Annotated in this window: 15 protein-coding genes; 6 read left to right on the top strand and 9 right to left on the bottom strand. The window is 68.6% G+C overall.

The window, feature by feature from the left end:
• Positions 1-12: 12 nt before the first annotated feature.
• From AB0I77_RS02235 to AB0I77_RS02210, 6 genes are all read right to left on the bottom strand, one after another.
• Positions 13-804 carry an STM4013/SEN3800 family hydrolase gene (locus tag AB0I77_RS02235; RefSeq protein WP_363280360.1) on the bottom strand — a complete coding sequence of 264 codons (792 nt, stop codon included), beginning with the start codon at positions 802-804 and terminating at the stop codon, positions 13-15.
• On the bottom strand, positions 801-1,298 hold the full coding sequence (locus AB0I77_RS02230; protein WP_363280359.1) for a hypothetical protein: 498 nt from the start codon (positions 1,296-1,298) through the stop codon (positions 801-803). The genes AB0I77_RS02235 and AB0I77_RS02230 overlap by 4 nt, the downstream gene beginning before the upstream one ends.
• Positions 1,291-1,938, bottom strand: coding sequence for a thymidylate kinase (locus tag AB0I77_RS02225; protein ID WP_363280358.1), 648 nt, complete (start codon positions 1,936-1,938; stop codon positions 1,291-1,293). Before AB0I77_RS02225 ends, AB0I77_RS02230 begins: the two co-directional genes overlap by 8 nt.
• Positions 1,935-2,966 carry a radical SAM protein gene (locus AB0I77_RS02220; protein ID WP_363280357.1) on the bottom strand — a complete coding sequence of 344 codons (1,032 nt, stop codon included), beginning with the start codon at positions 2,964-2,966 and terminating at the stop codon, positions 1,935-1,937. The genes AB0I77_RS02225 and AB0I77_RS02220 overlap by 4 nt, the downstream gene beginning before the upstream one ends.
• A 239-nt stretch (positions 2,967-3,205) precedes the next feature.
• Positions 3,206-3,862 carry a DUF6415 family natural product biosynthesis protein gene (locus tag AB0I77_RS02215; protein WP_363280356.1) on the bottom strand — a complete coding sequence of 219 codons (657 nt, stop codon included), beginning with the start codon at positions 3,860-3,862 and terminating at the stop codon, positions 3,206-3,208.
• A gap of 279 nt (positions 3,863-4,141) precedes the next feature.
• Entirely contained in the window at positions 4,142-5,326 is a 1,185-nt protein-coding gene (locus tag AB0I77_RS02210) for a helix-turn-helix transcriptional regulator (RefSeq protein ID WP_363280355.1), read from the bottom strand.
• A gap of 118 nt (positions 5,327-5,444) precedes the next feature.
• Between AB0I77_RS02210 and AB0I77_RS02205 the strand changes: the two genes are divergently transcribed.
• Positions 5,445-5,993 carry a flavoprotein gene (locus AB0I77_RS02205; RefSeq protein WP_363280354.1) on the top strand — a complete coding sequence of 183 codons (549 nt, stop codon included), beginning with the start codon at positions 5,445-5,447 and terminating at the stop codon, positions 5,991-5,993.
• Between the two features lie 192 nt (positions 5,994-6,185).
• Here AB0I77_RS02205 and AB0I77_RS02200 read toward each other — a convergent pair whose 3' ends face one another.
• Together AB0I77_RS02200 and AB0I77_RS02195 are read right to left on the bottom strand one after the other, a co-directional pair.
• On the bottom strand, positions 6,186-7,262 hold the full coding sequence (locus AB0I77_RS02200) for a GH32 C-terminal domain-containing protein (protein WP_363280353.1): 1,077 nt from the start codon (positions 7,260-7,262) through the stop codon (positions 6,186-6,188).
• Positions 7,208-9,091 carry a LamG-like jellyroll fold domain-containing protein gene (locus AB0I77_RS02195; RefSeq protein ID WP_363280352.1) on the bottom strand — a complete coding sequence of 628 codons (1,884 nt, stop codon included), beginning with the start codon at positions 9,089-9,091 and terminating at the stop codon, positions 7,208-7,210. Before AB0I77_RS02195 ends, AB0I77_RS02200 begins: the two co-directional genes overlap by 55 nt.
• Before the next feature lie 290 nt (positions 9,092-9,381).
• On the opposite strand from AB0I77_RS02195, the gene AB0I77_RS02190 reads away from it, so the two are divergent.
• The 5 genes from AB0I77_RS02190 (at position 9,382) to AB0I77_RS02170 (ending at position 15,280) form a co-directional block, all read left to right on the top strand.
• Positions 9,382-10,416 (top strand): LacI family DNA-binding transcriptional regulator, encoded by a 1,035-nt coding sequence (locus AB0I77_RS02190; RefSeq protein WP_363280351.1) that lies wholly within the window; start codon positions 9,382-9,384, stop codon positions 10,414-10,416.
• Between the two features lie 142 nt (positions 10,417-10,558).
• Positions 10,559-11,863 (top strand): sugar ABC transporter substrate-binding protein, encoded by a 1,305-nt coding sequence (locus AB0I77_RS02185; RefSeq protein WP_363280350.1) that lies wholly within the window; start codon positions 10,559-10,561, stop codon positions 11,861-11,863.
• An 87-nt stretch (positions 11,864-11,950) separates the two neighbouring features.
• Complete coding sequence (locus AB0I77_RS02180; RefSeq protein ID WP_363280349.1) at positions 11,951-12,877, top strand: sugar ABC transporter permease; 927 nt, start codon at positions 11,951-11,953, stop codon at positions 12,875-12,877.
• 1 nt (position 12,878) lies between these two features.
• Complete coding sequence (locus AB0I77_RS02175; RefSeq protein WP_363280348.1) at positions 12,879-13,751, top strand: carbohydrate ABC transporter permease; 873 nt, start codon at positions 12,879-12,881, stop codon at positions 13,749-13,751.
• A gap of 47 nt (positions 13,752-13,798) precedes the next feature.
• On the top strand, positions 13,799-15,280 hold the full coding sequence (locus tag AB0I77_RS02170; RefSeq protein WP_363280560.1) for a glycoside hydrolase family 32 protein: 1,482 nt from the start codon (positions 13,799-13,801) through the stop codon (positions 15,278-15,280).
• Between the two features lie 178 nt (positions 15,281-15,458).
• On the opposite strand, the gene ppdK is transcribed toward AB0I77_RS02170, so the two are convergent.
• On the bottom strand, positions 15,459-18,206 hold the full coding sequence (ppdK, locus tag AB0I77_RS02165) for a pyruvate, phosphate dikinase (RefSeq protein WP_363280347.1): 2,748 nt from the start codon (positions 18,204-18,206) through the stop codon (positions 15,459-15,461).
• Positions 18,207-18,281 lie beyond the last annotated feature (75 nt).

The raw sequence follows: 18,281 nt of genomic DNA, 5'->3' as shown, positions 1-18,281 counted from the left end.
GCCCCGGGGGCTTCAGCGCACCATGGCCGCGTACGGCACATTCATCACGACGGGGTGGGCGATGCCGCGTCCGTGGAAGCCGTCATCTCCATAGGCGTCGCCGTGATCGGCGCACATGATGATCAGCCAGCGATGGGTGGCTGTCAGTGTGGTGATGAGGCGGGCTATGTGTTCGTCCGCGTAGGAGAGCGCGGCCTGTTGGGAGGCGGCGGTGTCCGTGCTCTCGCCGAGGTAGTGACCGTGGGGTACGTGGGTGGCGGAGATGTTGACGAACAGGAACAGGGGCCGTTCCGCGTGCCGGTCGGAGAGTTCAAGGGCGTGGTCGATCTGGTGGCGTGTGGAGTCGGGATCCGGGGAGCAGAACTCGGGGCGCCAGTGATCTTCGTCGAACATCGCGGGCAGGACGGAGCCGAGCGGGGTTTCTCGGGAGAAGTAGGTGACGCCTCCCACGCATACGGTGCGGTAGCCGTGGTGGGACAGGCCGACGAGGAGGTTGGGGGCGTCGAAGAGGAAGGTCTCGGGTGGCACCGTCTTGAAGGCCGGCGGGCGGCACTCCCAGAGGCGGGGCGGCTGCTCGGGTTGGGGGAGCTTGGGCAGGAAGCCGGAGAAGAACGCCAAGTGCGCGGGGAGCGTGAAGCTTCCGGGGGTCTGGCGCTGCTCCCAGCCGCCGTCCGGCAGCAGCCGTGCGAGGTGCGGTGTCCGGCCGTTGTCGTACGCGGTGCGTGCCACGTCGTGGCGCAGGGAGTCGAGGGTGACGAAGAGGATTCCGGTTCCGCTGCGGATGATCTCGGCGGCATCGATCACGTCTGCGACTCCCTCGCGGTGTGGGGTTCTACGTGTCCCTTGGAGGCGTGGTTGACGGGGATGGGGACCTGGTCGTCGGCGATGAGGCGTCGGATCTGGGCCAGGCCTGTGTCTTCGGTGAGTGGCCGGCCTTCGGCGCCGTACAGGATGATGCGTACCGTCTCGCCGTCCGGTGTGGTTGTGGTGGTGATGAGGGCGCCGGGTGCGTGGCCGAGGTCGGCCATGGCGGCGAGCAGTTCGGTTTCGTCGGCTGTGTGGAGGTCGGTCACGCGGCAGGCGTAGTGCTGTGCGTTGATCGCTCCCTGGCACAGCCGCTGGTGGAAGGTGGCGCTGGTGGGCTGTCCGTCGTGGGCTACGGCGATGCGGGTGCTCTTCGTGGCGACGACGAGGCATGCGCCGATCCACCAGGCGACGCCCTCGTGGATCTGTCCGGGGAAGTGTCCGGTAGCCCCGCCGTCGCGGATCACTGTGTCGGTGTCGATGGGGTTAAGCACGTGGGGTCGTCTCCAGGTGGTTGAGGACCCAGTCGGCGAGTTCGTCGGCGGTCTTGTCGTCGGTGTCGACCTTGATGGCGGTGGGGTCGGCGTGGGCTGCGGCCTCGAAGTTGGCGAGCAGGCGGGTCAGGCGTCCGGGCACGGCGAACAGTTCGGCGTCGTCCGGCCTGAGCTTGCCGGTGCGCTCCTTGGCGGCCAGGCGGCGGCGCAGCACCGGCTCCGAGCAGTGCAGGTAGAAGGTGTGGTCCGGGAGTTCCAGGTAGGGGCGGAACGGGTCCAGCAGGCGGGCCGTCTCGGTCATGTCGATGCCGTGCACGGCGCTGTGGCAGGCGATGACGGAGGACGCGTAACGGTCGGCTATGACGGGACCGGTTGTGCGGTGGCGGCGTACGCGGTCGGCGGCGTGGAGGAGTCCGGAGAGGTAGAAGGCAAACTGCGGCAGGGGGCGTAGGCGGCTGTTCACCGCTGCCGACCAGTCGGAGTGTGGGGCGGGGAGAGTGTGCAGGCTGGGGGCGTCGAGCCGGTCGGCGACGGCCTTGGTGAGGGTGGATTTGCCGATGCCGGAGACGCCCTCGAAGACGAGGAAGAGGCTGTGGCGGTTGGTGGGCGGGGTGGGCTGGTAGGCGGTTGGCAGGCTCATAAGGTCCCTTCCGTGAACGCGGTGACGTGTCCGGCGACCACCTCGGCGAGCCGGGCCGGGTGGTCGAGCAGGGGCTTGAGATCCAGGCGGAGGTCTTCGCGCAGCAGGCAGGGTTGAAGTCCGCCGTCGTGGTCCACGCGTAGCGCCCAGAAGCCCTCGACGCATTGCGAGCGCAGGGGGCAGGTGCCGCACTGGCCCACGTGATGGCGGCCCAGGTTGCGGTGGATGACGTCGACCTCGATGCCGTCGATACGGAAGACGCGGCGGCCCTGGCCGACTCCGGCGATCTCGGTGTGCTCGTCGTGGGTGAGGGTGCGCAGGTGGGCCACGGTGTCGTCGGCGGATACGGCGGAGGAGGCTCGGGTCTCGTTGAAGTCGGTGCCGACCAGTTCGATGAACTGCACCGGCAGCCGCCGTTCGAGTGCGAAGTCCAGGATGGGCCGGATCTCGTGGGCGTTGTCCTTGAGCAGCAGGCAGTTGAGTTCGACCCGCTCGAAGATCTCCCGGGCCGTCTCGATTCCTTCCAGGACGGTGGTGATCCCGACGTCGGTGTTGGCGATGGCGCGCAGGGACTGGTCGGAGAAGTAGTGGAGGGAGACCTTCACCTTGTCCAGGGGTGTCCTGGCCAGCCAGGTCCGGTGGGTGTGGATGCGGGTGCCGTTGGTGATCAGGGTGTACGAGCCGTCGGCGCCGGAGGCGGGGAGCTGTTCCAGGACGGGCCGGGTCAGCGGGGAGGTGAGGGGTTCGCCGCCGGTGAAGTAGACGCGTTTGAGCCCGGCGTCCATCAGTGCGGTGATGATCGTGACGTAGTGGTCGGGGCACAGGGTGCGGGTGCGTGGCTGCTGGGATCGGTCGAGGCGGGTCAGTGGGGGTGGGACGTCGCCTTCGTTGTGGCAGAACCAGCAGGCGATGTTGCAGCGGGGGCCGAAGGAGACGCGCAACTGGCCGCGAAGCGCTGCGTAGTTGCGCAGGGCGGTCCAGTCGGTGGCGCCTTGGGGTGTGGTGGTGAGGGTGAGCGGGATGTCCACGGGTGCCCTCTCTCTTATATTTGCTCGGTCGCTGGAGGCGCCGCCCCGCACCCCAACCAGGGACCAGGGAGGAGGTACGCGACGGCGTGACCCGACTCGCCGCAGGTCTTGCGGAGCCTTGCGGCGAGCCGGGCGGCCCCGCCTAACTGGATCTCGCGGAGCACCGGAAAGATGGGGCTGAGGTGCGACCCTGACCCTTCGGTCGCCATGGGACCCTTCAGCCGGGGCGAGGCGGCCGCTCAGCAGCGGGTACGGCACACCCTGTTGGCGCAACAAGCGTGAACGTGGCCGGACCCGGACCGGGCAGCGCCGCCGGAGGGACTGACCTGGTCGTACGGCAGCCGCTCCTTGTCATCCCCGATCGGCATGTCGCAGGCCAGGCACATCGTGATGCCGGTGAGCGTGTCGTAGTGGTCGCACAGGGCCAGGACGGAACGGGCGAGCCGCTTCACGCGTTCGACTTCCCCATACAGGCCTGCGGACTCCGGCTCGCCCACCCGTCGGCAAGCCTCACTGACAGCCGCCGACGCCACCTTTGCGGGCGCGTCGTCCTCGGGAAGGCGTTCGGTGAGCTGCTCGATCTGCGGGATCAGCTGCTCCAGGTAGCGTTGGAAGTCCTGGCTGAAAAGCTTCACAGTCTGGTGGCGCGGCAGCGAGGCCTGGTCCAGGAACCACGTCGCCTCGGCGCACATCAAGGCGGTCGTCGATGAAGACGTTTCCGTCTCGTCATGGGTGGCGTTCACTCGCGTACTTCCTGCACGATAAGGGCAAGCACAGGGCGGCAGTTGCGTCTTGACCGACTCCGGTGCGGGCTCGTACTCGTAGGGCACGCTCACCGTTGCGCGCGGCGCCGAAACCGCTCCCGTACGGGAGATCGTGTAGACCTCGATGGTCATCTTGGCGCCGAGCGGGCGCTGTCGGGTCGGGGTTGTACCGTTCGTCATGTCGACGCTCCTTCACAGCGTTGGCTTGCCCCGGGGCCGTTCGCCCGGTCACCGGGGCACCCTCGGCAACGACGCGGTGACTGACGGAGTCGAGCAGGCCTGTGCCTGCTCGGAACGATCCGACTGATCCGTCATCTTGCTGTTTTCGCATCGCCGTTGACGAGGTGTGAGAACAGCGTGACGCTGTGAAAGGAGCGGAACGCTCACAGATTCGTGAGCGTTGTAAGCGCCCTACAGGCCGACCCAGGCAGCCATGTGGCTGAGTGTGTCGGGGGTGCGCCGGGAGAGGTGCACGAGACCGGTGATCGTCTCGCGTGCCGCCGGGTGGTACCGAGTCTGTTCCGGAGCCAGACGACGTGCCTCGACCATAGACTTCAGCGCTGCCTCTGTGTGCCCTGTCTCCATCTCGGTGTGCGCCTGGTCGATGAGGAAGTGTGCGCGGCGAGATGTCGCCAGCTGTGACGGCAGCCTCATCTTCCGAGCTTGCTTGAGCGCGTCGTCGTACTGGCGCATCTCGACGGCAGCGGACATCTTGTGCAGGGCCACGTTCGTGGGTCCGAAGCTCAGCCAGTGCACTTCGGAGGCGTCACCGATCCTCTTCGCGATCCTGGTGGCCTCGGAGATGTGACTCTTGAGGCCGGCCTTGTCTTCGGCACGCGCGGAGATAACAGAGCCCCCGAGATGGAGCTGTCCGGAAACGGCGAGGGCTTCCCGGCTTTCTTCGGCCTGCCCGATCACCGTGTGACCGGAGGCAAGCAGCCGCTGCCCGATCCGATACTCCCCTTCCCGGAAATAGACCAGCGCCCGCATGTACTGGCGTACGGCGCCCAGGCACGGGTCCGAGGCACGGTCTGCGGCCCAGGCCATACGGTCCAGGGCGACCGAGGACAAGTCGTAGTAGCCGAGCTTCACGCTGATGTCGTGCGCGGTGCGGTAGGTGGAGGCGAGGGCCTGCCACAGCTCGGTGGAGGGCGCCGACCACGCCGTGTGGGTGAGTTCGGCGATGAGGCCAGGCAAGTCGCGGGCGGCGTTGCGCAGGTGCGTCGCCCGGACCTCGGCGCACATTCGGTCCGCATCCGCAATGAGCTGCTTCGCCGGCCTCACTGTGAGGTCCTGGTTGGGCCCGAGGTCGTACAAGTCGAGGGATTCACGGATCGGCCGCACGAGTTCGGCGAGCCGGTCGCGCTGCAATTCGGTCACGTACGGCTGCCCCGTCAGAACGGTGACATCAACGTTGAGTACCTTCGCGCACGCGGCGACGAAGTCGGCCGTGGCCGGGCGGGCGCCGCATTCAACCTGGTTGAGCAGGCTGTAGGAGTAGGGCAGCCGATCGGCGAGCTGGCGCTGGGTGAGCCTGGCCAGCTTGCGCTGTTCCTTGATACGGGCACCCGTATGATTCTCGTCCAGTGTGGGCATACCGATCTCCGTTCTAAGCAGCCTCTTGGAACGGTACCCGCGCCCGGTCGAGCGGGTGCAGCCTTCCGCCCCGACTCCTCCCTGAGCGGGGGTTGTTGCGTGTGATCGGATAGGTCGCATGACGACAGCTCCCCATGTGCTCTACCTGTTCGGCTCCGCGGCCCCGCCCGTTTTCGATGTTGGGACGGTGATCCAGGATGCGCAGGCCCGCGGCTGGGACGTGTGCCTCGGCCTCAGCCAGACCGCCGCGCGCTGGCTCGCGCCTCAGCTGAGTGAGCTGGAGCAACTGACTGGGCGCCCCGTGCGTAGCGAGTACAAGATGCCCGGCGAGCCGGACGTATGGCCGAAGGCGGACGTGATCGCGGTCGCGCCGACAACCTTCAACACGATCAACGCCTGGGCTCTCGGCCTTACCAGGGAATTCATCGTGGGCGTCGTCGCGGAGGGCATCGGGAAGCGGATCCCGACTGTGACGATGCCTTGCGTGAATGCCGCCTACGTACAGCATCGGCAGTTCGAGCGGAGCGTCATCGAGCTACGAGACATGGGCGTGCGGGTCCTGTACGGCGAGGGTGGCTTCACCCCGAACCAGCCGGGCCAGGCCAGGCCGAAGGAGTACCCCTGGCATCTGCTCCTCGACGCTGCTCAGGAGATCGCGGCCGCTTGATCAGCAGGCTGGGGGAAGCCGTTCTCATCGTGCGCGCCGGTGGTCCACCACCGCTTCGACGCCGCCGGCCTCGTAAAGCTGCCGCTTGCGCTTGACGGTCCGCTCTTGGACCACTCTTCGTCGAAGCCGGGTAGCCGTCCGGCATGCGAGCCTGTGCGCAGGCGGGCGGCCCGGCTGTCGAGCACGCTGACGTCACTCCCTGCGAACCGGCACATTGACATCATCCACATTGATATGACCCCACCCGCCCCCTGCCCGGTCGACGACCTCGACGTAGATCCGCTCACCGAGGTGGGCGGACAGGTCGAAGACGACCCGGCGGTACTGCTCGGCGCCGCGGCCGGTTGCCTTGGCGAGTACCTTGCCGTCGTCGGCGCGGACGACGGCCGCGTAGAGGCGGTCGGGGTCGTTGCCGCCGGACACGAGCAGATCGACTACGCCGTCTCCGCCGAGGGGGACGGTGGCGGAACGGAGTACACCGGTGGCGTCGTCGCCGCCGACGTCGGGGTTGAAGCCCCACAGGTGGTGGCCGGAGGGGTCGTTCTCGGTCTCGGCTTGGTAGAAGGGGCCGCCCCAGCCCCAGTCGGTGCGGGTGGTCACATTGGCGTCGCTGAAGGTCGCGCCCGAGACCACGGTCCATCCGGTGAGGTCGCCGGTGGCGAAGTCGTGGTTGGGGAGGGCGTCGACGTCTGCCGGGCGGGGCGGATCGTATGCGGCGGGGGTGAGGGGTGTGTCGTAGGCGCCGTTCATCCGCCAGACGTCCAGTTCCAGGACCCGGGCGGCGCCTCCCTCGGCGGTCAGCCGCAGGCCGGTGGCGTCTTGCCTGGTGGGATAGACGCGGCTGGTGAGGCTGTTGGTCCCGTTGACGTACGCCTCCAGCATCGAGCGGTCGAGCAGGACCCGCAGTCGCAGTCGCCCGCCGTCCAGCTCGACGGTTCCGCCGTGCACACCCTTGCGTACGTCCGGGTCGAGGCTGGAGCGGCTGCGGTCGATCCAGAAGCGGCGCTCGGCGGTGTCGTAGGAGAGCTGTGTTTCCTCGGCGCCGTCGGCGCAGGCCCGGATCGCCAGGGTGATCGTCTTCGCGCCGTGCGGCTCGATGACGGCGCTGATGTCCAGCAGGTCGCCGGAGATCTCGGCCAGGCTCCGGTTCGCTTCCTCGACGGAGGTCTGGCGGATCCGGGCGAGGCTCTTGCCGCGGAGGCCGGCTGCCTCGGCTATGAGTTCGACGCCGAGGGTGTTGTCCTTGCGCAGCGAGACGCTGACGGGCATTCCGGCGTTGTGCGCCCAGCCGGACTGGGCGTGCTGCTGTTCGCTGCGGCGGTCCTGGGTGATGCTGAAGAGTACGGACCGGCCGTCGGAGGTGACGAAGCCGGAGGGGCCGGTGAAGTGCTCGCCGAAGTCGAACTCGCGGGGCCCTCGTGGTCGGGCCGGAAGCGGCAGTCGCGCTTGTCGAAGGTGCCGATCCAGTAGTACGTGTGCTTGACGGCGTCCGGGTTGAACGCCTCCCACCAGGGGCTCACGAGCAGGATGTGCTTGCCGGTGCGGGCGCCTGAGGGGCCGGGGAGCGGGAGGAGGACCGGCAGTTCCCACACCTCGCCGGGCTCGGGCTGGGTGGTGAGGTCGTTCCAGTGCAGGGGGCCTCGGTACTTCCACGGTCCCTCGGGCCTGCGTGCGGTGTGGACGAGTGCGGTTCCGCCGTGCTTCCGGGTGACCTGCGTGCCGTCGTAGTCGACGATGCCGCTGCCGACGAGCTGGTACCAGACGCCGTCTTCCTCCCATACGAAGGGATCGCGGAAGTTCTCCGCCCACGCGGTGCCGGGTCCTGCCGGGAGGCCGGCGGGGGCTTCGGTGACCGGCTCGGACTTCGTCGTCCAGGTGGGCAGGTCCGTGTCGCCGTCGGCCGGGTAGGCGGAGACAGCGAGGCCGGTGCGCTGGCGGTAGGGCAGCCGGTCGTCGCCGCCGGTGAAGAAGAGCACCGGGCCCCGGTCGCCGTCGACGTATGCCGAGCCCGACCAGCAGCCGTCGGGGCCGACCGAGTCCGCGGCGGGTGCGAGGGCGATGGGGAGGTCGCGCCAGTGCACCATGTCGGTGCTGACGGCGTGGCCCCAGTGGATCTGGCCCCAGTAGGGGCCGAGCGGGTCGTGCTGGTAGAAGATGTGGTATTTGCCCTTGAAGTACACGGGTGCGTGCGGCTCGTTCATCCAGTGCCAGGGCGGCAGCAGGTGGAACTGGGGGCGGTGCCGGTCGCCGTCGAAGCGGGTCCGTTGTTGGAGCAGGTCCGGCCGGGGTACGCGACGGCCGGGAAGCGCCGCGACTGTTTCGGTGTGCTCCTGCTGCGCCGTCGGATCGTCCAGGGTGCCCGGGCGGATCACGAGGCTGTCCATCAGGCCCATGTACATGTTGGCGTGGAACTCGCCGTTCAGCAGCGTGGATCGGTTGTGCCGTCCGATGAGCAGGGGCTCGTCCGAGGCCGGTTCGGGGGCTTTGTCCGGGGTGGTGGCGGTGCCGATCGGCCGGCCGTCGCGGTAGAGGCGCAGTTGCCGGGCGGCCGGATCGTAGGTGGCGGCGACGTGCGTCCAGCTGCCCTTGGTGGCCGGCTGGTCGGGGGCTCCCTTGACCTCGATCAGGTCGGTCCCGAAGCCGAGTTGGAAGACGATCTGCCCGAAGCGGCGCAGGCCGAGGAGGAATCCGGTCTTCGCGTCGGGGTCGTGCTGGTTGACCAGGGCCTGGGGCTTGCCGTCGATGCCGTGCTCGTATGCGTAGGGGGCGATCCACGCGTCGAGGGTGATGCCGTGGGCGGGGTCGAGTTCGGCGGGGCCCTGGGCGGTGACGACGGTGGAGTAGCCGTCGAAGTAGAGGGCCCGGCCGCGCACTCCGCGGCGCCGTACGGGATCGCTGTCGGGCTTGTAGCGGGCGTCGTTGAAGACGTAGTCGACGGGGTCGGAGGTGCCCGAGACCGCTTCGCGGGTGACCGTGCCGGCGCGCTCGTCGAAGTCCCAGCGGGCGGAGGGGTTTCCAGGCAGACGCCGCTCCTGGGCGGCGGCAGGAGCGGGAGCGAACGAGAGTGGGACGATGGCGCCGCCGACTGCGGCGGACACGACGCTGAGGGCTGTTCTTCTTCTGATGGCCGGCTCCTGGGTGGTGCGCGGCAGGCTGACGCCGTGCCAAATCGGTTTAACTGGTGGCTCGGTATCGTTCGCGCGCCCTGTCAGCTAAAGCAAGGGCTAACGCAAACCGATTTACCCAGGCGTTACCCAGGCGGTGGACAAAACGCCCCATAGAGTCACTGTTTCCCATTTGAGATGTCGGGGATGTTGACACCGGCCGGGGAGCGCTTCACTCTCATCGCATCTTGCTAATCCGATTTAACAACGGAGCTGAGCAGCTGATGTCCGAACGCCGCGTGACCATGGCCGACGTTGCCCGCAGGGCGGGCGTCTCGCCGACGACGGCGTCGTTCGCTCTCTCCGGCCGCACCGACATGCGCATCTCCGACGCCTCCCGCGAGCGCGTGCTGGAGGCCGCCCGGGAGCTGGGCTACCGCCCCAACGTCACCGCCCGCAGCCTGCGGACGAAGTCGACCCAGACCATCGGGTTCGTGTCGGACCGGATCACGACGACACCGTTCGCGGGCGATGTGATCCGCGGCGCGCTGGAGGCCGCCCGGGAACGGGACCACCTGTTGTTCATCACGGAGGCCGGCGGCGACCGTGCCGCCGAGTCGTCGCTGGTCCACGCGCTGCTGGACCGTCAGGTCGATGCGGTGATCTACGCGTCGATGTTCACCCGGTACGTCACTCCGCCCAAGGAGCTGTACGGGCACCGGGTGGTCCTGCTGAACTGCCTGGCCCCCGGGTTCGACGCTCCGTCCGTCGTCCCGGACGAGCTCGAGGCCGGCCGGGACGCGGCCCGTGCCCTGCTCGCGGCCGGCCACACAGAGGGCATCTGGTCGATCGGCGGCCACCAGGCCGTGCCGGCCACGCCCGAGGGGATCATCGCCGGCAACGAGCGCATGCGCGGCCTGGAGGAGGTACTGCGGGCGGGCGGGGCGCGCCTGGACGGTGTCGTCGAGTGCGACTGGGATACGCGGGACGGCTACCGGGAGGTTGCCGCGCTGCTCGCGGCGGGCCGTCGTCCCCGGGCGCTGGTGTGCCTGACCGACCGGCTCTCCTTCGGTGTCTATCAGGCGCTCGGCGAGGCGGGTCTGTCGGTGCCCGGCGACGTGTCGGTGGTCTCCTTCGACGATCAGGACATCGCGTCCGCACTGCGTCCGGCGCTCACCACGCTGAAGCTGCCGCACTACCAACTCGGCCGTCTTGCCGTGGAGTTGATTCTCGGCGAGGGGCCGCTCGAAGCAGTCGTACACCGTGTGCCCATGCCGCTGCGGGAACGTGCCTCCATCGGCGCCCCCGCCACGGGCTGACACCGGGCTCCCGAAAAACGGCTGTCCCGCCGCCCGGAGCGAAGATCCCCGGGCGGCGGGACGACCACCAAGAACAGCGACCGTCGCAACCGGTCGCAAGGCGGGTCCTGCAAGACCCGTCTCAGTGAGATGGAGGAACCTCGTGGTGTGGAGAACCAGGCGCCTCGCAAGTGCGAGTGTAGCCGTCGCGGCGGCTACCGCGCTGGTCGCCGGATGTGCGTCCGGGAGCGGTGGCAGCACGTCGGGAGCCAGCGGCGACACGCTGACGCTGTGGACGCACAATGCCGGCAACTCGGCCGAGCTCGACGTCGTCAAGGAGATCATCAAGGAGTTCAACGGCTCTCAGAGCACGTACAAGGTCAAGCTCCAGGCGTTCCCGCAGAGCGACTACAACAACTCCGTCGTGGCTGCCGCTTCGGCCCGCAAGCTGCCCTGTCTGCTCGATGTGGACGGCCCCAACGTGCCGAACTGGGCGTGGGGCGGCTATCTGTCCCCGATCGACGTCTCCGGCAGTGAGGTGCCGCTGTCCGACCAGTTGGCCAGCACCGTCGGCCGCTACAAGGACAAGGTCTACGCGTTCGGTTTCTACGACGTCTCCCTCGCCTTCTTCGCCCGCAAGTCGGTGCTGAACCAGTACGGCGTCCGCGTCCCGACCATGGCCAAGCCGTGGACGAAGGCCGAGTTCGACTCCGCGCTGGCCAAGCTGAAGAAGGGCGGGAAGTTCGAGTACCCGTTGGAGATGGGTACCGGCGGCAGCGGCGAGTGGTGGCCGTATGCCTACTCCCCGCAGTTGCAGAGCTTCGGCGGCGATCTGATCGACCGTGCCGGCTACAAGACCGCCTCGGGCACTCTCGACGGCAAGAGCTCCGTGGAGTGGGCCACCTGGTTCCGCTCGCTGGTGACCAAGGGCTATCTGTCGAAGAAGTCCGGAGCCGACCCGAACAAGGACTTCCTGGGCGGCAAGAGCGCCATCCAGTGGGACGGCAGCTGGAACGCGGCCAAGAACGCCGAGAAGCTCGGCGAGGACCTGGCGATCATCCCGCCGGTCGACTTCGGTCACGGGCCCAAGATCGGCGGCGCCTCCTGGCAGTGGGCCATGAGCTCCACCTGCTCCAACAAGGCCGGCGCGCAGGCGTGGCTGAAGTTCTCCCGTCAGACCAAGTACTTCTTCGACTACGCCAAGGCCACCAGCACCATCCCGGCCACGGACGCCGCCGCCGAGCAGGTCGCGGACTACCAGCCGGGCGGGAAGTTCAACGTGCTCGTCCAGTTCGCGCGCAAGTACGCGGAGGTGCGCCCGGTCACTCCGGCCTACCCCTACATCTCCACCGAGTTCCAGAAGGCGGCCCAGGACATCCTGGCCGGGGCCGACCCCAAGAGTGCTCTGGGCCAGGCCGCGAAGGACATCGACAACAACGTGAAGACCAACAACTACGACGCCGGCTGACCCGCCCCGGTCCGGTTCGGGCACCCGACCGCGCCTCCCCGCGCCGCCCGAACCGGGCCGGCTCCCCCTGGAGCTACCGTGACCACCATGATCGCAGCCCTCGGCCGGCTGCGTCCGGTCCGGCGAACCCGAACGACGCACGCTCGTCGCCGTGAGAGCCTCACCGCCCTCGGCATGGCCACCCCGGCCGTCGTGCTGCTGGTCGTCTTCCTCGTCGTACCGGTCGCCCTCGCCTTCGCCCTGGCGTTCACCGACGCGAGGCTCATCTCGCCCACTCCGGCCCGCTTCGTGGGCCTTCGGAACTTCACCCTGCTCTTCCAGGACCCGGTCTTCTACAAGTCCCTGCGCAACACGGCGTACTTCGCGGCCGTCGTCGTCCCGCTCCAGGCCGGGCTCGCCCTGGTGCTGGCGCTGCTGGTCAACGCGAAGGTGCGCGGCGTCAACTTCTTCCGCACCGTCTACTTCCTGCCGGTCGTCACGTCGATGGTGGTCGTGTCCCTGCTGTGGACCTTCCTCTACCGGCAGGACGGCCTGGTCAACCGGGTGATCTCAGGGCTCACCCTCGGACACGTCCACGGCCCGGACTGGCTGGGCGACCCGGCCACCGCCATGCCCGCCATCATCCTGATGTCGGTGTGGCAGGGCGTCGGCTTCCACATGATCATCTGGCTGGCCGGCCTGCAGACCATCCCCGCCGAGCTGTACGAGGCCGCCGACCTGGACGGGGCCGGCCGCTGGCACCGCTTCCGCCATGTCACCTGGCCCGGACTGCGCGCCACCCGCACGTTCGTGCTGGTCACCATCACCATCGCGGCGTTCAGCCTCTTTACCCAGATCAGGGTGATGACGCAGGGCGGCCCGCTCGACTCCACCACCACCGTCGTCTACCAGGCGGTGCACACCGGCTACGACCAGCAGCAGACCGCGTACGCGGCGGCGATCTCGCTGGTCTTCTTCGTCCTCGTGCTGACCGTGTCCGGCGTCCAGCGTTTCCTGACCCGGGAGAAGGACTGACATGACCTCCTTGCTGAAGCACCTCGGCGGTCACGCCGGCCGTGTCGTCCTGGCCCTGGTCTTCGCGCTTCCGCTCGTCTTCATGCTGGTCTCGTCGTTCAAGCCGGACGACCAGATCTTCGGCGACCTGGGGTCCCTGCGCGCTTTCCTGCCGGTGGGCGCCCTGTCGCTGGACAACTACACCGGTGTGTTCGAGCGTGTCCCGGCGGCCCGGTTCCTGCTGAACTCCGTGCTGATCTCGTCGATCACCGTGGTGCTCGGCATCGTCGTCAACAGCATGGCCGCCTTCGCCCTGTCACGGATGCGCTGGCCCGGCAGGAAGGCCGTCCTGACGGCTGTCATCGCCACGCTCATCGTGCCGTTCGAGACCTTCGCGCTGCCGCTGGTGTGGTGGGTCAACCAGCTGCCGCTGCTCCGCGTCAACGGCTTCCACCTGGAGTGGACCACCGGCTGGATGGACACCTACCAGGTCCAGATCGTGCCGTTCGTCGCCAACGCCTTCTCGGTCTTCTTCTTCCACCAGTACTTCCAGAGCATCCCCAAGGAACTGGACGAGGCGGCGATCGTGGACGGCGCGGGCTGGTTCACCATCTACCGGCGCATCGTCATGCCGCTGTCCGGACCGGCCGTCGCCACGGTCGCCATCCTCACGTTCCTGCCCGCCTGGAACTCCTACCTGTGGCCGCTGATGGTCGTGCAGAGCGAGGATCTGCGGCCGGTGATGGTGGGCATCTCCTACTTCTTCCAGCTGAACGTGGGCTGGGGCCAGATCATGGCGTACTCCTCCATGATCACCGTGCCGATCCTGGCCCTGTTCGTGGCCTTCCAACGGTCGTTCGTCAACAGCATCGCCTCCACCGGCGTCAAGGGCTGACCACGCTCCTCGACCCCCCACCCCGAAAGGACCCCTGCGTGTCCGTCATGCCCGCAGACCCCCACCTGCCCGTCGCACACCTGCGCCCGCCCCGCAACTGGATCAACGACCCCAACGGGCTGGTCTTCCACGACGGCCACTACCACGTGTGCTTCCAGTACAACCCGTACGGTCCCGAGCACGCGAACATGCACTGGGGCCACTTCCGCAGCCCCGACCTGCTGACCTGGCAGGAACTTCCCCTCATGCTGACCCCCACGCCGGGCGGAGAGGACGCCGACGGCTGCTTCTCCGGCAACGCCGTCTCGGACGGCGACCGCATGGTGGCCTTCTACTCCGCCTTCCGCACCGACCGCTGGGCCCAGCCGGTCACCACCGCCGAGTCCCGGGACAACGGTGTCACCTGGACACCGCGCGGGAGCCTGCTGATACCCGAGCTGCCGGGGGGCGCGACCATGTACCGCGACCCGTACGTATGGCGCGAGACCGGCCGCTGGCGGATGCTGGTCGGCTCCGCCCAGGCGGACGGCCGGGCGGCGGCACTGCTGTACGAGTCCGGGGACCTGGAGCATTGGGAGTACCAGGGCCCGTTCCTGGACCGGGCCCCGCAGCCGGTGGCGCCGGGCGCCGACACGGAGCTGGGCTGGGAGTGTCCCCAGTACCTGCACGCGGACGGACGCGGCGCGCTGCTCCTGGGCGCCTGGGATCCCCGGCTCGGACCGCGCCGGACCGTGGTCTACCCCGGGCGCGAGCAGGACGGCCGCTTCCTGGCCGAGGCCCCCGCCCTGCTCGACCACGGCCCCGACTTCTACGCCCCGGCGCTGCTGCACGCCCCCGACGGCCGGTGGCTGCTGTGGGGGTGGTCGTGGGAGGCCCGCGATCCGGGGTGGGTACGTGAAGCCGGCTGGGCCGGGCTGCTGACGCTGCCGCGCGAGGTGACACTCGCCGAGGACGGCTCCGTACGACAGCGACCGGCGGCGGAACTTCTGGCGCTGCGAGACGAGCGCGCGGTGACCGCGGCCGGCGAGACCACGGGAACGGCCGTCCTGGGGACGGTCGGCCCGAGCTTCGATCTGACGGCCCGTCTGGAGCCCCGCGCCGCCGGGTTGGCAGGAGGGCTACGGCTGGTGACCTCCGCCGACGGCGCCGAGTACCTCGACATCAGGATCGACCCTGGTGCCGGTGAGCTCGTCGTGGACCGTGACCACGCCTCCCTCGACCCGCGCGCGCACGGCGGAACGTATCGCCTTCCCTGCCCGGAGGCGAGGACGGCGTCCGGTGCCCCGGTCGAACTGCGTCTGGTCGTAGACCGGTCCGTCGCCGAGCTCTACCTGCCGTCGGGCCGGACGCTGACCCTGCGGTTCTACCCCACCGGCGGCACGCCCTGGCGGATCGAGGCCCGGGCCGGAGACGAGGGCAGCCTCGGCTACACGGTCGGCGCCTGGAACCTCCGGCCGTACACCATGCGGTATGCGGCCGATGCGAGCGCCGGGTCCGCACGCACGGACGTCGGTCTCGTCAGCCCCTGATTCCGGTACGGCCTTCGTCCTGTCCGTCCACGTGGTCATGGTGACCCCGGCGCAAGAGAGCGGCACCCCCGCACAGGGTGCCGCTCTCTTCTCGTGGTCCGGATCCGCCGCACGTCGATTGAGGGTCGGGGACGGGCGGCGGATCCGGCGTCAGTGGGCCCCGTACGGCCCGTTCGGCCTACCGGTGATCACTCCCCGCCGACGACGAAGCCGCCCGCCCCGCCTCCAGCCGCGCCACCGGGATCCGGAACGGCGAGCAGGAGACGTAGTCCAGTCCCACCTCGTGGAAGAAGTGGACCGACTCCGGGTCGCCGCCGTGTTCGCCGCAGACGCCGAGCTTCAGGTCGGGGCGTGTTGCCCGGCCCGCCTCCGCGGCGAGCTTCACCAGCGAGCCCACGCCGTCCTTGTCGATCGTCTCGAAGGGGGAGACGCCGAAGATGCCCTTCTCCAGGTATGCCGTGAAGAACGAGGCCTCCACGTCGTCCCGGCTGAAGCCCCAGACCGTCTGGGTCAGGTCGTTCGTGCCGAAGGAGAAGAACTCCGCGGCCTCCGCGATCTGGCCCGCGGTCAGAGCGGCGCGCGGCAGCTCGATCATCGTGCCGATCGCCAGCTTCAGCTGAGTGCCCGTCGCCGCCTCCACCTCGGCGACCACTTGGTCCGCCTCGTCGCGGACGATCTCCAGTTCCTGGACCGTGCCCACCAGCGGGATCATGATCTCGGCGCGCGGGTCGCCCTTGGCCGCCTTGCGCTCGGCCGCCGCCTCGGCGATGGCCCGTACCTGCATGGTGAACAGGCCGGGGATGACCAGGCCCAGGCGCACGCCACGCAGGCCCAACATCGGGTTCTGTTCGTGCAGCCGGTGGACCGCCTGGAGCAGCCGCAGCTCGTTCTCGTGCGGTTCCTGGCGTGACTCTGCCAGTGCGACACGGACCGACAACTCCGTGATGTCCGGGAGGAATTCGTGCAGCGGCGGGTCCAACAGCCGTACCGTCACGGGGAGTCCGTCCATCGCCTCGAACAGCTCGACGAAGTCCTTCTTCTGTAGCGGGAGCAGGCCCTTCAGGGACTCCTCACGCTCCGCCTCCGTGTCGGCCAGGATGAGGCGTTCCACCAACTCGCGGCGGTCGCCGAGGAACATGTGTTCCGTGCGGCACAGGCCGATGCCCTGGGCGCCGAAGCGCCGTGCCCGCAGTGCGTCTTCGGCGTTGTCGGCGTTCGCGCGCACCCGCAGGCGCCGCTTGCGGTCCGCGAAGGCCATGATGCGGTGGACGGCTTCCACCAGCTCGTCGGCGTCGTCCGCGCCGGCGTGCATCCGGCCCTCGAAGTACTCGACGACCGGGGACGGGACGACCGGGACCTCGCCCAGGTAGACCTTCCCGGAGGACCCGTCGATGGAGATGAGGTCGCCCTCCTCCACCACATGCCCGCCCGGTACGGTCATCCGGCGGCGCTTCGTGTCGACCTCGAGCTCCTCCGCGCCGCATACGCAGGTCTTGCCCATGCCTCGGGCGACCACGGCCGCGTGGGAGGTCTTGCCACCCCGACTCGTCAGGATGCCCTCCGCCGCGATCATGCCGTCGAGGTCGTCGGGGTTCGTCTCGCGGCGGACCAGGATCACCTTCTCGCCCGAGCGCGACCACTTCACGGCCGTGTACGAGTCGAAGACCGCCTTGCCGACCGCCGCGCCCGGCGATGCGGCGATGCCCCGGCCGACTGTCTCGACCTTGGTGTCCTCGTCGAAGCGCGGGAACATCAGCTGCGCGAGCTGGGCGCCGGTTACTCGCTGGAGGGCCTCGGCCTCGTCAATGAGCCCCTGGTCCACGAGCTGTGTCGCGATACGGAAGGCGGCTCCCGCCGTTCGCTTGCCGACGCGTGTCTGGAGCATCCACAGCTGGCCGCGCTCGATGGTGAACTCGATGTCGCAGAGGTCCTTGTAGTGGTTCTCCAGAGTCTCCATGATCTGCATGAGCTGGTCGTACGACTTCTTGTCGATCGTCTCCAGTTCGGCGAGGGGGACGGTGTTGCGGATGCCCGCCACGACGTCCTCGCCCTGGGCGTTCTGGAGGTAGTCGCCGTATACGCCCTGGTGGCCGGAGGCGGGGTCACGGGTGAAGGCCACGCCCGTGCCCGAGTCCGGGCCCAGGTTGCCGAAGACCATGGAGCAGACGTTGACCGCGGTGCCCAGGTCGCCGGGGATGCGTTCCTGGCGGCGGTAGAGCTTGGCGCGGTCGGTGTTCCAGGAGTCGAAGACCGCGTGGATGGCGAGGTCCATCTGCTCGCGCGGGTCCTGCGGGAAGTCGCGGCCGGCCTCGGTCTTGACGATCTTCTTGAAGCGGGTGACCAGTTTCTTGAGGTCGGCGGCCTCGAGTTCGGTGTCGACCGTGACCTTCTTGGCGTCCTTGGCCTTCTCCAGGGCGTCCTCGAAGAGGTCGCCGTCGACGCCGAGGACGGTCTTGCCGAACATCTGGATGAGGCGGCGGTAGGAGTCCCAGGCGAAGCGCTCGTCGCCGGCCTGTTTGGCCAGGCCCTGGACCGACTTGTCGGACAGGCCGATGTTCAGGACCGTGTCCATCATGCCCGGCATGGAGAACTTGGCGCCGGAGCGGACCGAGACGAGCAGCGGGTCGTCGGCCTGGCCGAGTTTCTTGCCCATGCGCTGCTCCAGCGCGTCGAGGTGGGCACTGACCTCGTCACGCAGTGCCGCGGGCTCGTCGCCGCTGTCGAGGTAGACCTTGCAGGCCTCTGTGGTGATCGTGAAGCCCGGCGGGACCGGAAGGCCCAGGTTGGTCATCTCGGCGAGGTTCGCGCCCTTGCCGCCGAGGAGGTCCTTGAGGTCCTTGTTGCCCTCGGTGAAGTCGTAAACGAACTTCACGTCCTCAACGCTCTTGCCGTGCTCAGCTACCTGGGGATCTTTGTTTTCCGACACGGGACTCGACTCCTTGAGGCCACGGTGGCTGCCCTGACGGCGAGGAACATACCCAGATCAAAGGCATCTGGGTAC

It is taken from the genome of Streptomyces sp. NPDC050619 (genome assembly GCF_040654815.1).
Classification (GTDB): domain Bacteria; phylum Actinomycetota; class Actinomycetes; order Streptomycetales; family Streptomycetaceae; genus Streptomyces.
The sequence above is the reverse complement of the archived record's forward strand: the minus strand, read 5'-3'. Positions and strand labels throughout refer to the sequence as shown.